The sequence below is a fragment of the Catenulispora sp. MAP12-49 genome, from assembly GCF_041262705.1.
In the GTDB taxonomy this organism is placed as follows: domain Bacteria; phylum Actinomycetota; class Actinomycetes; order Streptomycetales; family Catenulisporaceae; genus Catenulispora.
Map to the genome: position 1 here is coordinate 432,527 of NZ_JBGCCP010000002.1, position 13,369 is coordinate 445,895.

13 protein-coding genes are annotated in these 13,369 nt (G+C 71.4%); 5 read left to right on the forward strand and 8 right to left on the reverse strand.

Features of this window, described 5'->3' with window-relative positions; genetic code table 11:
• Nucleotide 1 precedes the first annotated feature (1 nt).
• The 3 genes from ABIA35_RS06065 to ABIA35_RS06075 all read right to left on the reverse strand — a co-directional run bounded on the left by ABIA35_RS06065 (nucleotide 2) and on the right by ABIA35_RS06075 (nucleotide 2,756).
• Nucleotides 2-586 (reverse strand): GNAT family N-acetyltransferase, encoded by a 585-nt coding sequence (locus tag ABIA35_RS06065; protein WP_370357182.1) that lies wholly within the window; start codon nucleotides 584-586, stop codon nucleotides 2-4.
• 62 nt (nucleotides 587-648) lie between these two features.
• Nucleotides 649-1,722 (reverse strand): YbhN family protein, encoded by a 1,074-nt coding sequence (locus tag ABIA35_RS06070; RefSeq protein WP_370357183.1) that lies wholly within the window; start codon nucleotides 1,720-1,722, stop codon nucleotides 649-651.
• A gap of 110 nt (nucleotides 1,723-1,832) precedes the next feature.
• On the reverse strand, nucleotides 1,833-2,756 hold the full coding sequence (locus tag ABIA35_RS06075) for a ketopantoate reductase family protein (protein WP_370357184.1): 924 nt from the start codon (nucleotides 2,754-2,756) through the stop codon (nucleotides 1,833-1,835).
• A gap of 133 nt (nucleotides 2,757-2,889) precedes the next feature.
• On the opposite strand from ABIA35_RS06075, the gene ABIA35_RS06080 reads away from it, so the two are divergent.
• The gene (locus tag ABIA35_RS06080) at nucleotides 2,890-3,111 is read left to right on the forward strand and encodes a hypothetical protein (RefSeq protein WP_370357185.1); all 222 of its coding nucleotides are present in this window, start codon (nucleotides 2,890-2,892) and stop codon (nucleotides 3,109-3,111) included.
• Nucleotide 3,112: 1 nt separating this feature from the next.
• Here the strand turns inward: ABIA35_RS06080 and ABIA35_RS06085 are convergent, their stop codons facing one another.
• Entirely contained in the window at nucleotides 3,113-4,678 is a 1,566-nt protein-coding gene (locus ABIA35_RS06085; RefSeq protein WP_370357186.1) for a hypothetical protein, read from the reverse strand.
• A gap of 201 nt (nucleotides 4,679-4,879) precedes the next feature.
• On the opposite strand from ABIA35_RS06085, the gene ABIA35_RS06090 reads away from it, so the two are divergent.
• Nucleotides 4,880-5,686, forward strand: a complete 807-nt coding sequence (locus ABIA35_RS06090) for a VOC family protein (protein WP_370357187.1) — start codon at nucleotides 4,880-4,882, stop codon at nucleotides 5,684-5,686.
• Nucleotides 5,687-5,708: 22 nt separating this feature from the next.
• Here ABIA35_RS06090 and ABIA35_RS06095 read toward each other — a convergent pair whose 3' ends face one another.
• Nucleotides 5,709-5,957, reverse strand: coding sequence for an SCO4226 family nickel-binding protein (locus ABIA35_RS06095; RefSeq protein ID WP_370357188.1), 249 nt, complete (start codon nucleotides 5,955-5,957; stop codon nucleotides 5,709-5,711).
• A 90-nt stretch (nucleotides 5,958-6,047) separates the two neighbouring features.
• Nucleotides 6,048-6,662 (reverse strand): DUF1707 domain-containing protein, encoded by a 615-nt coding sequence (locus tag ABIA35_RS06100; RefSeq protein ID WP_370357189.1) that lies wholly within the window; start codon nucleotides 6,660-6,662, stop codon nucleotides 6,048-6,050.
• Between the two features lie 77 nt (nucleotides 6,663-6,739).
• On the opposite strand from ABIA35_RS06100, the gene ABIA35_RS06105 reads away from it, so the two are divergent.
• The gene (locus ABIA35_RS06105) at nucleotides 6,740-7,447 is read left to right on the forward strand and encodes an NUDIX domain-containing protein (protein WP_370357190.1); all 708 of its coding nucleotides are present in this window, start codon (nucleotides 6,740-6,742) and stop codon (nucleotides 7,445-7,447) included.
• Nucleotides 7,448-7,539: 92 nt separating this feature from the next.
• Complete coding sequence (locus ABIA35_RS06110) at nucleotides 7,540-8,526, forward strand: phosphoribosylaminoimidazolesuccinocarboxamide synthase (RefSeq protein WP_370357191.1); 987 nt, start codon at nucleotides 7,540-7,542, stop codon at nucleotides 8,524-8,526.
• Nucleotides 8,527-8,683: 157 nt separating this feature from the next.
• Here ABIA35_RS06110 and ABIA35_RS06115 read toward each other — a convergent pair whose 3' ends face one another.
• Nucleotides 8,684-9,577, reverse strand: coding sequence for a C1 family peptidase (locus tag ABIA35_RS06115; RefSeq protein WP_370357192.1), 894 nt, complete (start codon nucleotides 9,575-9,577; stop codon nucleotides 8,684-8,686).
• A gap of 462 nt (nucleotides 9,578-10,039) precedes the next feature.
• On the opposite strand from ABIA35_RS06115, the gene ABIA35_RS06120 reads away from it, so the two are divergent.
• Entirely contained in the window at nucleotides 10,040-11,377 is a 1,338-nt protein-coding gene (locus tag ABIA35_RS06120; protein WP_370357193.1) for a serine hydrolase domain-containing protein, read from the forward strand.
• A 13-nt stretch (nucleotides 11,378-11,390) separates the two neighbouring features.
• Here ABIA35_RS06120 and ABIA35_RS06125 read toward each other — a convergent pair whose 3' ends face one another.
• On the reverse strand, nucleotides 11,391-13,367 hold the full coding sequence (locus ABIA35_RS06125) for an ArnT family glycosyltransferase (RefSeq protein ID WP_370357194.1): 1,977 nt from the start codon (nucleotides 13,365-13,367) through the stop codon (nucleotides 11,391-11,393).
• Nucleotides 13,368-13,369 lie beyond the last annotated feature (2 nt).

Genomic DNA, 13,369 nt, shown 5'->3' on the forward strand with positions numbered 1-13,369 from the left:
CTTAGGCCGCCGACATTCCGTCGGCGGCCTGCGGGGGCAGATCGGCGGCCAGCATCGAATACCCGATCATGTCCTGGCGCTCCTCGCCGACCAGCTGCCAACTGCGCAGCAAGCCCTCACGCTGGAAGCCCACCCGCTCGGCCGTCCGCGACGAGGCGGCATTCCACGGCTCGACGTACAGCTGAAGACGGGGAATTCGCAGGTCGCCGAGAGCCCAGTACGCGACCGCCCGGAGCGCCTCGGCCGCAACCCCTTGGCCCCGAGCCGATCCGGCGAGCCAATACCCCACTGATGCTCGTCCCTGGCCTTGGTCCTTCAACCACAGACCAATCGTTCCCAGCGGGCGCCCATCCTCTGCCCGCGCGATGACGAACGGACATCCGGTGCCGCTGGAGGCTCGCTCCCACTGCCGCCGGACGAAGGCCTCACCGGCCGCCTGCGAGTACGGCGAAGGAACAGTGGTGATCAACGGGATGTAGTCGTCGTCTGACGCCTCCCGGACCAGAGGCAGATCGTCAAGCTCCCACGCGCGCAGCAACAAACCGTCACCAGCACTTAAGCGTGGGACGTCCAAGGAATCAGTCATGATCGCATCATGCCAGGCGTGCCTCGCACTACCCCGCCACCGCGGTTTCGGCCCTATCCCGCCTAGCCCTCGGCGGCGGTCGTCTCAGCACTCTGAGCCGGCCGCCGCAGCCGCCACCCCGCATAAGCCAGCGGCCCCAACAGAATCGGCAGCGCGTACGTCAGCGCCCGCGCCAGCAGCACCGCCGCCGTGACCCGCGTCGCCCCGGCGGCGTCGAGCCCGGCGCCCAGGTAGGCGGTCAGGCCCAGCTCGATCACGCCGACCCCGCCGGGCGTCACCGGCACGGCCGACAGCACGCGGGCCAGCGCGAAGCCCGCCAGGCAGCGGCTCCAGGGCACCTGCGACTGCGGCACCCCGCAGGCCAGCAGGCAGGTCTGGAACACCAGCAGCCAGCCCAGGTCGTTGCCGATGCTGGCCAAGGTCAGCCGCCGGCTGCGCACCCGCAGCAGCTCCACCGCGTCGTCGCGGAAGCGCACCACGGCCGCGGCGATCGTGGTCGGGGCCGTGCGCCTGGCCAGCCGGAACAGCCGGTCGGCCCACCGCTGCGCCTCGCGTCCCACGGCGCGCGCCGCGCGCTCGTCGCGCAGCGAGCGCCGCACCACCAGCACCCCGGCAACGAACGCGCCGGCGCAGATCGCGGCGCCGCCGCACAGTGTCGCCACGGCGCCGTCGCCGGACGTCAGCCGTCCGGTCGCGGCCAGGACCAGCACCACCGCGGAGGGCGTGGCCAGCTTGGCCAGCGTGCTCCACACGCCGGTGACCCCGGTGTAGACCGCGAACGAGCGCCGGCTCAGGCCCCAGTTGGACAGCATCCGCCAGCTCACGCCGACCGACACCGCGCCGCCGGCCGGGACGGTGTTCGCCACGGCGGTCGAGGCCAGGTTCACCGCCGCCGCCCGGCGCAGCGGCAGGCCGGGGATCGCCGCGGCGATGAACAGCCAGTTCGCGAGCAGGTTCAGCGCGGCGGCCGCCAGGACCAGGACCGCCCATCCCGAGGTCAGCGCCCGCAGCGTGCCCAGCACGCCGTGGTACGGCGCGAGCTTGGGCAGCCCGTAGCCGAACGCCGCGACGCACACCGCCGCCGGGATCAGCACCCCGGCCGCGCGCCGCCCCCGGCCACCGACCATCCCCACCATCGCAGCCCCCTCCGCCTTGATGTCAGGAGGCTAACGGATCGGGCCGGTGAAGGAGCGGCCGGTGAAGGGCGGTCAGTGAAGGAGCGGTCGGTGAAGGAGCGAAGCGAGCCCTACGCCTTGGCGGCCCGCGCGTTGTGCACCCGCAGCCGAATCGTCGCCGCCGCCAGCGAGGGCACGGCCACCCCCAGCGCCTCGGCCCGCGCCACCAGGTCGCCGAAGATCTGCTCGGCCTCGACCGGCAGGCCCGCGGACAGGTCGCGGAACAGGGACGAGGTGTCGTCGCTGCCCTGCGCCGTCAGCATGCCGGCGTAGGCGGCGAGTTCCTTCTCCGGGACCGGGTGCCCGGCCGCCGCCGCGACCGAGGCGGCCTCGGCCAGCACGGTGTCGGCCAGCGCCGTGCCGCCGGGGACGCCGGCCACCTCGCCGACCGTGCCGCCGCCGAGCACGCAGACCGCCCCGAGCGAGGCGATGAACGTCCACTTCGACCACATCGCCGACAGGATCCGCTCGGACAGCGCGGTGTCGAACCCGGCGTCGGACAGCGCGGCGTGCACGGCCCGCACCTTGTCGTCGACGCTGCCGTCGCGGCGGCCGTAGGTCAGGCGGTGCATGCCGGCCAGGCGCAGGATGTCGCCGTCGGCGTCGATGGTGGTCATCACGTAGGCGATGCCGCCGAGCACGGCCCGCTCGCCGAAGCGCTCGACCAGCACGTCGATCTGCCGCATCCCGTTGAGCACCGGCACGATCAGCGTGTCCGGGCCGACCGCGGGCGCCAGGTCGTCCACCGCGCCGGTCAGGCCGGATTCCTTGACCGTGAGCAGCACCAGGTCATAGGGACCCTCGATGGCGTCGGCGGTGACCAGCTCGGGCTCCAGCACGGTCTGTTCGCCGAGCCCGACGATGCGCAGGCCGCGCTCGCGCAGCGTGCGGGCCCGCCCCTCGCGGACCAGGAAGGTCACATCCCGTCCGGCCTGGACCAGTCGGCCTCCGAAGTACCCTCCGGTCGCGCCGGCTCCGACAACGAGAATCCGCATCCCGCACCCCTCCTGATCGACGAACAATGGTTCTCAGCGGGAAACGACCGCGCTCATGTGATCATTCCCGCGGACTACCCATTCGGAGCAACGGATGCGGCATAGACGCGGCCGGATCGGGACCCTGGATCGCATGGAAGCACTCATCAATCCCCGAAGCGTCGCGCGCCTGGCCGCAGCGGTGGCTGTGGTCCTGTCCTTCGCGCCGGCCACGGCCGTCGCCGCGACCGCGCACATCCCGAAGTACGACCTTTGCGACGGCCACAAGTGGTCGCTGTTCGGCTGCCGCCCCGATCCCGGACACCACGGCGTCGGCCGGCCGGAGGCCGAGCGGTTACCGGCGGCCGACGACTGACTCAGGACTCGTGATCAGCGGGGCGGCGGGCCGCCAGCACGGTGCCGATCCCGGCGAGCAGGGCGGTCAGTGCGGTGACCGCGCCGAGGGCTGCTGACATGGGGACTCCGGTGTCGGGAAGGCTGCGCGCCTTCTTGCTGGGGTGGAGGAAGGGAAGGCGCGGGTGGAGCTTCTTGGGTGAGGCGTGCTTGGGCGCGGGCTTCGGTGCGGGCTTGGGCGCGGGCTTCGGCGACGTCGTCGCAGAGGGCTGCGACTTCGGTGTTGTCGCAGCCGTCGCAGCCGTCGCAGGCTGGTCGGCCGGGGCCGGCGCCCGCTGCTGCGGCTGCGAGGCGGCGGGCACCGGGAAGCCAACGGTCCCGGCCTCCAGGTCGAAGCGGATGGGCCCCTTGGCGAACGCCGGCAGCCCGATCAGGGTCCCGGAAGTCGCGGTCGATGGCGCGTCGGCCACGGTGACGCCGGTCCCCGGGCCCGTGCTGTACACCGCCGTCCAGCCGGCCGCCGGGACGCCGACGACCAGCGAGCGCCCGGCGCGCCAGGCGCCGGCCGGGCCGCCGGGGACGTTGAGCGCGAACTCCGGCGTGCCGGTGTCGAACATCGCCGGGCCGCAGCTCTTGCGCAGCCCGGCGCCCTCGACGCAGGTGTGCACCTCGCGCGGGTTCCAGGACGGCGGAATCGCCAGAGCCGCCGTGGCCGCAGTAGTTGCCGTAGTCGCCGTAACCGGCACACCGACGCTCGCCCGAGCAGCATAGGAGCCCATGTAAGAACTCACATAAGCACGTGCGTCGTAACCGCTGTTCGCCCCCGAGTGCCGGGTGCCGCTCCCCGGCGTCCGGGGCAGCTGCGCCAGGCCGTACCCGGCGGCCGGGACGTTCAGCAGCACCTCGCCGCTGACCAGCTCCGGGTCGTACCGGACCGCGAACTGCCGCCCGATGTGCGCACCGGCCGCGTCGTGCAGCGCCCACAAGGGATTCACCAGCCCGGAGATCTCCTCCGGGCTGACGCCCATGATCCCGTCGAGCACGCCGCCGAACATGGCCGGCTTGACCCCGTGCGCGGCGGGGCAGTCCGGCTTGTCCGCGAAGCAGTCGGTGGAGCGGACCAGCTCGATCGGCAGCGGGCCGGTGTGGTAGTCGCCGATCGCCACGTCGGCGTCGGCCTGGTCGCCGTGCAGCTCGATGCCGCTGCCGTAGCCGTAGGCCGCCGCCGCGCCGGTGACCGCGACCGCGCGGGAGGGGATCTTGTCGGCGGCCACCCGGATTCCGGTGGAGCCGGTGTCCAGCAGCAACAGCAGCGGCACGCCGCCGATCGCGACCGTCACCACCGGGCGCGGCGCCGTGTCCGGATCGGCGACGGAGAACGGGACGGCTCCGGCTCCGGCACCGGGCCCGGCCGGCGCCGCCGGGACCGCCGCACCGGCCGGGAGCCCCGCGGTCAGCCCCACCGCGAGGCCGGGCGCGGGCCGGGAGCCGGGGCGCGCCGCCGCCGCGACCGCACCCGCCGACGAGGCCGCGAGCACCCCGCCGACCAGGCCGATCGCCGCCGTCGTTGCCGAGAACCGTGTGGCCAAGGTCCCTATCCGTCCGCCCGAGGTTGCCGAAGACGCGCCTACTCTGAGCGATCAGGAGCCGGAGACACGAATCGCTTGCGCTGAACGGATGAAGACCCTTGCGATTGGGTTCGCGCTGTTTGTGCGACCTGGAAACGTAGGGCCCGACCGGAGCGCGAAGCACGCCTTCGCCGTTCCACAGGACCCTGATGAGGAGACCCCATGAAGCCGACCGAAGCGGCCATCGGCGCACCCTGCTGGGTGGAGCTGGGTGCCGCGGACGTCCCGACGGCCGGCGAGTTCTACAGCGCCCTGTTCGACTGGACGATCACCACCGACCCCCGAGCCGAGGCCGGCGGCTACACCACGGCGTCTTCGCAGGACCTGCCCGTCGCCGCGATGTCGCCGCTGTACGCCCCGGGGCAGCCCGTCGCGTGGACCGTCTCCTTCGCCGTCCTGGACGCCGACGCCACCGCGTCCCGGGCCGCCGAGGAGGGCGGCGCCGTCCTGATGGCGCCGATGGACATCTTCGACAACGGCCGCTTCGCCGTCCTGCGCGAACCCGGCGGCGCGATGTTCACGGTCTGGCAGCCGCGCACCTTCCAGGGCTTCGGCCTGTGGGACGAGCCCGGAGCGGCGTGCTGGGCGGAGCTGGCGACCCGCGACGTCCCCACCGCCACCGCCTTCTACCAGGCGCTGCTCGGCTGGTCCGTCAGCAGCGACGACTACCCGCATCTGAGCGCGGGCGACCGCGTGTTCGGCGGCATCCGCGACCTGAACGCGATGGGCGCGCCGGAGGACGTGCCGACGCAGTGGCTGGTGCACTTCAAGACAGCGGACGCGGCGGCGACAGTCGCGCGGGCGGCCGCTTTGGGCGCGCACACGACGTCCGGAGCGTTCCACCTGCCCGGGACGGGATATTTCGCGACGCTACGGGATCCCCAGGGGGCCGTGTTCGCGGTGTACCAGCCCGATAACGAGGGCGAGAACGAGAACGAGAACGAGAACGAGGACGCCGCGGCGGCCTGAGCAGCCGCCGCAGCCCCGCGGCTCACGCCGTGATCGGTACCTCGTAGACCTCGTTGGCCGGATGGCCGGCGCGCTCGTGGACGCGCATCACGGCCTCCTTGCTCGGCCCGGTGGACAGGCAGAAGACCATGCCGGACTCGGGGTCGAGCCAGGCCTTCTCGAAGTGCACGCCCTCGTCGGCCTCGATGGCGAGGTCGGCGGCGTGCGCCTCCTTGAGCTGGTCGCCGGTCACGCCGACGAATCCCTTGTGCACATCCATGAAGGTCGCCACACCGACCACCTTCCCTTCCTTGCGCGACGCTGGTTTCCTTCCAGGATCGCCGCTTCGGGCCGGTCCCGCCTGTTCGCCGAAATTCCGCGCTTACAGCGAGCTCTCGCCCCGCACCCACTGCCCCAGCGTGCGCCGCGGGTAGCGGACGATGACGTCCCCGCTGACCCGCCCGGACACCTTCACCCGCAGCGTCACCGGCGCGTTCGCGTCCGAGCGCGGCGTGCGGATCTTGATGTCGCCCATGCGCACCTTCACGCCCTCGGTCTCCACCGACACCCCGGGCTTGGTGATCAGCACCAGGTCGCCGCCGAACCCGACCTCGACGTGCAGCTCCAGCTCACCGTGCTCGGAAACCGCCTCGGTGAAGTCCAGCCGCACGTCGCCACCGACCATCTTGATCTCGAACCGGCGCGGCACATGCCACACCCCGACCCGCTGCAGGGTCCCGAAACGCTGGTCGGCCACCACCACATCGGCCGTGGTCGTGGCCGGCAGCGTCTCCACGGCCGGGACCGGCAGGTCGCGGGTCAGGTCCGCCAGCTCCCCCACCGTGCGCGCACTCAACGCCGCCCCCACCCGCTCGTCCAGCTCCTCGCCGGTCAGCCGGCCGTCGGCCGAGGCGTCCCGGAGGATGTCGACGACCTGGTCGCGGTCGGAGTGCGAGGCCTTCATGTCCACGGGCTGGTTTTGATCTTCGTCGCTCACGCTGACAGCTTGCTGGCCCCCGCCGGGTGAGCGCAAGCAGGTTGCCGGCCCGCCGCCGGTCTGCGAGCGTCCCACCCATGACGGGAGAGCGCTTGCTGCGGGTGCATATCAACACTCGGGGTATCGGACTGGTCGAACACAGTGGCCCGGAAGCGACACGGGGAACGTGGTACTCGCTGCCGGCCGAGCACGAGGAGCCAGACGTCTGGCTCAGCCGCGAGCAGGCCGTTCACGCCGAACTGCACCCGAGCGGCTCCGCGGCGCAGGTCCTCCGCTCGTGGTCCTCGGGGACCGTCCTGCCCGAATACGTGGAACACGACGAGCCGGCCGACAGACCCTCGGCCAGGGACCGCGGCGCGGCGGTCGTCATCCGGGACGGCCGGATGCTCGCCATCGCCTACGCACCGCAGAAGGGCGGACACTTCATGCCCGGCGGCGGAGTCGAGCAGGGCGAGACCCCCGAGGAAGCCGCGATCCGCGAGCTGCACGAGGAGACCGGCCTGCGCGGAACCGTCCAGCGGAAACTGGCCACGGTCTACAACCGCGGCAGACACGAGCACTACTTCCTGGTGGAGGCCACCGGCACGACCTCGCCGGCCGAGAGCCTGGACCTGTATCCCGGCGAAGTCCTGACCTGGATCGACATCGCGGCCCTGCCGACCACCGCCATCTGGCCCCGCCGCCTGGCCTGGCGCATCGCGTACTGGCACCGCGCAGGCTGGCCGTCGCGGCCGGCCGTGCTGGAGGACTCGCTCGAATCCGGGCTGACGGAGTGTGCTTGGTAGGAGGGAGCAGCCGAGGAGCAGCCTGCCTTCCACCCGAGAGCGTCAGTAGCATGATCGACGGACCGACTGACCGCTTACCCGAAGGCAGCCCGATGGCAGACTCGACCGACAAGGCCCGTATGATCGCCCACTGCTTGACCGATGCCGAGTTCGAGGGCGTGCCCGGGTTCTCTTCCAACAAGGTGCGCGATGCCTACCAGTTGCCCGACCGGCGCCGGCTGCTGATATCGACCGACCGGCAGTCCGCGTTCGACCACGTCCTGGCCGCCGTCCCGCACAAGGGCCAGGTGCTCACCCAGACCGCGCGGTACTGGTTCGACGTCACCGCGGACGTGTGCCCCAACCACGTGCTCTCCTACCCCGACCCCAACGTGGTCCTGGTAAAGGACCTCGACATGTTGCCTCTGGAGATGGTCGTACGCGGCTATCTCACCGGATCCACCAACACCAGCCCCTGGCCGATGTACGCCCGCGGCGAGCGAGTGCTCTACGGTCACCGCTTTCCCGAGGGGATGAAGAAGAACCAACCCCTGCCCGAGCCGGTCATCACACCGACGACGAAGTCGGCCCAGGGCGGTCACGACGTGCCGACCACCGAGGCCGAGATCCTCAGCACCCAGCTCGTCACGACCGAGCAGTGGCACGAGATGGCCCGGAAGAGCCTGGCGCTGTTCGCCCGCGGTCAGCAGGTCGCAGCGGAGAAGGGCCTGATCCTGGTGGACACCAAGTACGAGTTCGGCCTCGACGAGAACGGGGTCGTGGTCGTCGCCGACGAGATCCACACCCCCGACTCCAGTCGCTTTTGGATCGCAGACTCCTACGAGGAACGGTTCGCGGCCGGCGAGGAGCCGGAAAGCTTGGACAAGGAGTTCCTTCGGCTCTGGATCACCAGCCAATGCGATCCCTACACCGAGCCGATCCCGCCGATCCCGGACGACACCATCATCGAATTCAGCGACAAGTACATCGCGCTCATTGAGCGGGTGACCGGCCAAACCTTCAATCGTCCGGACCCGGCGCTATCGGTCCGCGCCCGCATCCGCGAGGCACTGGCGCGAGAGTTCCCCGAGTACTTCTAGGCGCCGCGGCAACGAGCCGGGACCATCGAAGAGATGGCCCCGGCCGTCCGGGAGTCGATGGCCGGTGGCGGAGTGCAGCCACTCGTCCCGTGTCTACAGTCTGGTCCTGATACTGCCGGCGCCTGTCGAGAGTCGGCCGTAGAGGATCAGTGGTGCGTCAGTTCTGGACGAGCTTGCCCACCGCGTAGACCTCGTCGACGTCGCCGGTCGTGAAGAAGCTCCACGGCACGTTGACGTAGCCGTTGTCGCCCCAGCCGGAACCCCAGCTGTTCTCGATGGTGACGCCCTGGTCGGTGTAGGCGATCACGGCCACCTCGTGGCCGCCGACGACGGGGTCGCTGCTGTCGTCGCCGGGGGTGTAGCTGTAGTCCGAGGCGGCCGAGCCGGACAGGTCCATGAAGCTCTGGCGCACGTTGAAGCCGATCGACACCGGCAGGCCCTGGGAGATGGCGTCCTTGATGGCCGCCTCCGTCCCGTCGCCGACCGCCAGGGTCTGGTAGCCGGAGAGCTTGTAGTTCGCGGCGTTGGCGCGCTCGCTGTCGGTCGGCTGGGTGGTGTAGTCGAAGTCACCCTGGGAGTAGTCGGCCTTGGTGTCGATGCCCTGCTGCTGCTCCATCCCCAGGGCGACGTCGCCGGTGGTGCCCTGGTCGTTGCCCTGGGCGATCTGGGCGTAGATGAACATCGGCGCCATCGGGGCCCCGGAGATGCCCTGCTCGTTCATCAGGATCCCGTAGGCGCTGTACCCGGTGGCCCAGGTCACGCACGAGCCGACCTGCCCCTGGTCGCCCGGGGAGAGCGCGTACTGGGCCAGGCTGGCGCTGTCCGGGGCGTCGGCCGAGGCCGCGGTCAGCAGGTGGTGGCTGTGCGCCTGCGCGGTCAGGCCGGCCCGCTCGGCGGCCCGGGCCCGGGCGATGTTCAGCCCGGTCGCGTAATGGTGGTGCCGCGTGGCCTTGGCCGGCTGCGCGGCCGACGCCGGCGAGGCCGCGACGGCGGTGAGGGCCGCCGCCGCTGTGAACGCCGCGGCTATGCCGGCGGTCTTTGCGTGGTGCATGAGAACTCCCTTGTTCTACGTGTACGTGAAGGTGGCATGACGCTGATACGCCGGTTCGGGCAGCAGCGGCCCGCAGGCAACCGCAGTCAGGATCTTGAGCAGCTCTTGACATCGCGGCCACACTCGGGCACACGTCGGCCCGGTACCGTGCGGAACCCGCGACGGTGCCGTGAGGACATGCGGACCCTGAGACGTGGCTGCCGAAGACCGACGCCGAAAGCAGCGAATCCAGGTGACGACGGTTGCGCCGACGCGGCGCGACCGGATGCCCTGCTTCGCGACAAAGGCCGGCTGCGGTCCGGTCTCGGCTGCGGAGGGGCTCGTACTACCGAGGAAACGTAGCAAGTACCTGCGACTCACGTCAGCCATCAGACTGGCAAAAGGTTCGCAAAGGGCTCATAGGGTCGGCGCAAGGGGAACCCTTGGAGACCCTGTCGGCGCGGCGTCCTAAGCTTGGCGACCATGGTGTCCGACGAGGTACTCCGGGAATCAGTGTCCTGGCTGCTGGCGCTCGCGTCCGGCGAGGTCTCCCCCGACGCCGCGAACGCGAGGTTCACCCCGCACCTCACGGAAGGCCGCGACATCGGCGCGACCATCGCCAAGCGTTTCACCGCGTTCCGCGATTCCCCGCCGACCATCACGGCATTCGACCGTGCAGGCGAGGCGAAGGCCGTCGCCGTGGTGCGCTCCGGCGAGCGGCTCTGGGAGTTCGCCATCACCGTCGAGCCCACCGAGCCGCACCGCATCCACAGCTTCCGGCCGCGACCGGTCCCCGCGGATGCCCGGGAATGGACCGGCCTGGTCGATCGGCTCCGTCAGCTCGACCACGCGGCGTCCAGCCTCCCGGCAAGCCTCCAGACCCGAATCCACCAGCGGTTGGCGGACGTCGTGGCGGACGACCGGATCCCCGGGCTGAGTTGCGGGATCGCCGTGGCCGGGGAAACCGTGCACCGCGAACACCTCGGCACCGGCGACCTCCGTACCCTGACTCCCCTGACCGATGCCGCCGTGTTCCGCGTCGGCTCGGTCACCAAGCTCGTCACCGCGCTGACGGTCCTGGACCTGGTGCAGGACGGCCGCATCGACCTGGACGCGCCGGTGGCACCGCGGGCCGGCTTCGAGGCGACCGTCGCCGACCTCCTGCTGCACCGGGCAGGCCTGCCCAAGGACCTCACCATGCGAAGGGACACGGCGGCGCTCCCGGAAACGCTGGCCGAGGCTGTCGCGCTGCTACCCCCGGCGCGGACCGGGGACGGCCGTGCCACGTATTCGAACCTCGGCTACGAGCTGCTCGGCTTGTACGTCGAACAGGCCACCGGCGCACCGTTCGCAGAAAGCTGCGACCGGATCCTGGCCCGCTACGGCATCGCCGGCGCGCGCCTTGCCGGGCCGGGGACCCTCGCGCCCTCCAGCGTCATCGGCAACCAGGCGATCGCCGGCCGGCTCGCGCCGGTCGTCGAGGCCGCCGATCCCTACCGCTTCGCCGGCGGCATGACCGCCGACCTCGACAGTGTCCTGGCCATCGCGGGCGTCGTCGGCCGGGTCGCAGACCCGCTCGCCGGCGCCCTGCTCGCCCACACGGCCCCCGTTGGCCCGGGCTCCAGCTTCATCCCCGGTGCCGCGCTCCTGGACCGCCCCGAGGGCCCCATCATGTGGCGCGGCGGCAGCACCGCCGGCTTCACCGCCGAGATCATGGCTCCCGCCGACGGCTCGGCCGCGGTCGTCCTGCTCGGCTCCTCGACCCCGGCCGAGGGGCTGCGGAACGCGGCTGAGGAAGTCTTGCGGCTCGTCCGCTCCTGAGCGCGCCCGCGTATCAGGACTCGCAGATGTAGATGTACTGCGCGTCGTCCTGCTGCAGCGGAGCCGTCGGATGGCAGGTGTGGATGATCAGCTGGATCCGCGGGTCCGCCGCGCGGGTGTCCAGCGGGCCGGGGACGATCGCGGTGAAGATCCGGTTCTGCCGCAGCAGTGCCGCGATGTCGTCGACGGAGGGCTTCGGGAGCAGGCCGGTGTAGCCGCCTATCACCAGAACCCGGTCGGTGCCGTTCGTGACCTGGAAGCTCGCGGCGGAACCGCTGAAAACCGCGACGTATGCGTCGTTCGGGGCTGTCAGGGCATTGTTCCTGCGGCCGTTGGCCATCATCTGCTTCCACAGGTCGCCGTCGCCGTCGTGGAAGGAGGCGCCGTAGACCGGCAAGGCGGTGAGGAAGAAGTCCGTATCGGGATGCGTCGTGGTGCCCTGCGCCGCGTAGGCCGCGTCCCAGGCGCCGCCACCGTTGTGCAGGAGCCAGACGTCGGCGGCGATCGGGCCCACGACGGCTCCGGTCACGGCGAGCGCCGCGACCAATACTCGGTTCGTCCGCTGCGGGCGGCCGATGAACAGGGCACTGATAGCCGCAGCGGCGAGGACGACGGCGGCCCAGGACCACAGGGCGCCGCCGGCGGACTGGAGCCACGCGCTCCAGCCGACGGCCGCCGCGATGGCCGCAGCGGTCGCGATACGGGCCGTGCGGGTGGGTGTGGCGGTCAGGGCGGTCTTGAGCCCGATGGCACAGAGCACTGCGATACCGGGGACGAGCATCGTCGTGTAGTACGGGATCAGGGTCCCGGAGGCGCTGAAGACGACGGTGTCGGTGAGGAGCCAGAGGCCGAAGGCGATGGTCGCGGCCCGGAGCGGATCCGTGCGTGGTTCGTCCCGGCGCACGAAGAGGATCGCGACGCCCGCGATGAGCGCGATCGGCAGCAGCCAGCCGGCGCAGCGGCCGATGTCATCGGTCAGCAGCCGGTTCCAGGAAGCGGCCGAGCCGATGGCGGTGCGGTGGCCGAACTGAACCAGATCGTTGGCGTACTCGGTCGCGTCCGGGCTCGGCGGCGCGATGCTCGGCAGGCCGTAGGTGGCCGTGCCGCCGCCGGCGAAGCGCCCGAAACCGTTGTAGCCGAAGATCTGCGAGAACGGCGAGTTGTCCGTGGTGCCGTCGGTGAAGGGCCGGTCGTGGGCCGGCGTGAGTGCGACGAACGTGACCCAGCTGAAGGAGACCACGATCATCACGCCGGCCGCCGCGGACAGTCGCAGGGCCCTGTTCTTGAACGACTTCGGCCCGGCGATCGCGTAGGCGACCGCCACGGCGGGCACCGGGAGCCAGGCCTCCCCCATCTTCGCCTGGAAGGCCAGCCCGAACCAGACGCCCGCCAGGATCAGCGAACGCAGCCCGCCGGTCGTCCGCAGGCCCGGAAGCCCGCGCTCGCGCCGCCTCGGGCCCGCGATCGCGCGCAGCACCGCGTCGACGGCCAGCAGGATCAGCAGCAGGGACCACGGGTCCGACTCGTTCCCGCGCGGCTCGGTCAGGGCGGCCGGGGTGAGCGTGAACAGGACGGCGGCCGCCAGCGCGGTCCGGGCCCCGGCGACCCGGCGCACCGTGCGGAACAGCACCGGGATGGTCAGCGCCCCGGCGACCACCTCCGGCAGCACCATGGCCGGCTCGTTGAAGCCGAAGACCTTGACCGAGAGCACCTGCAGCCAGAAGGCGCCGGGCAGCTTGTCGATGCTGATCGAGCCCTGACGGTCGAAGGCGCCGTAGACGAAGTCGTGCCAGCTGCTCGCCATCGACCGGACGGCCCCGGCGTAGTAGACGTTGATGCCGTCGTGGCCGATGCCCCAGCTGTAGGCGACGGTCGCGGCGATCGTCAGCGCTGCCAGCGCGGCGTAGATCCACCAGGGATCGGCCGGGGACCGGACCGGATCGAGGGCTCCAGTGGTTCCGGCGCCCTCGCTCCCGGCCTCGTCGCTCACTT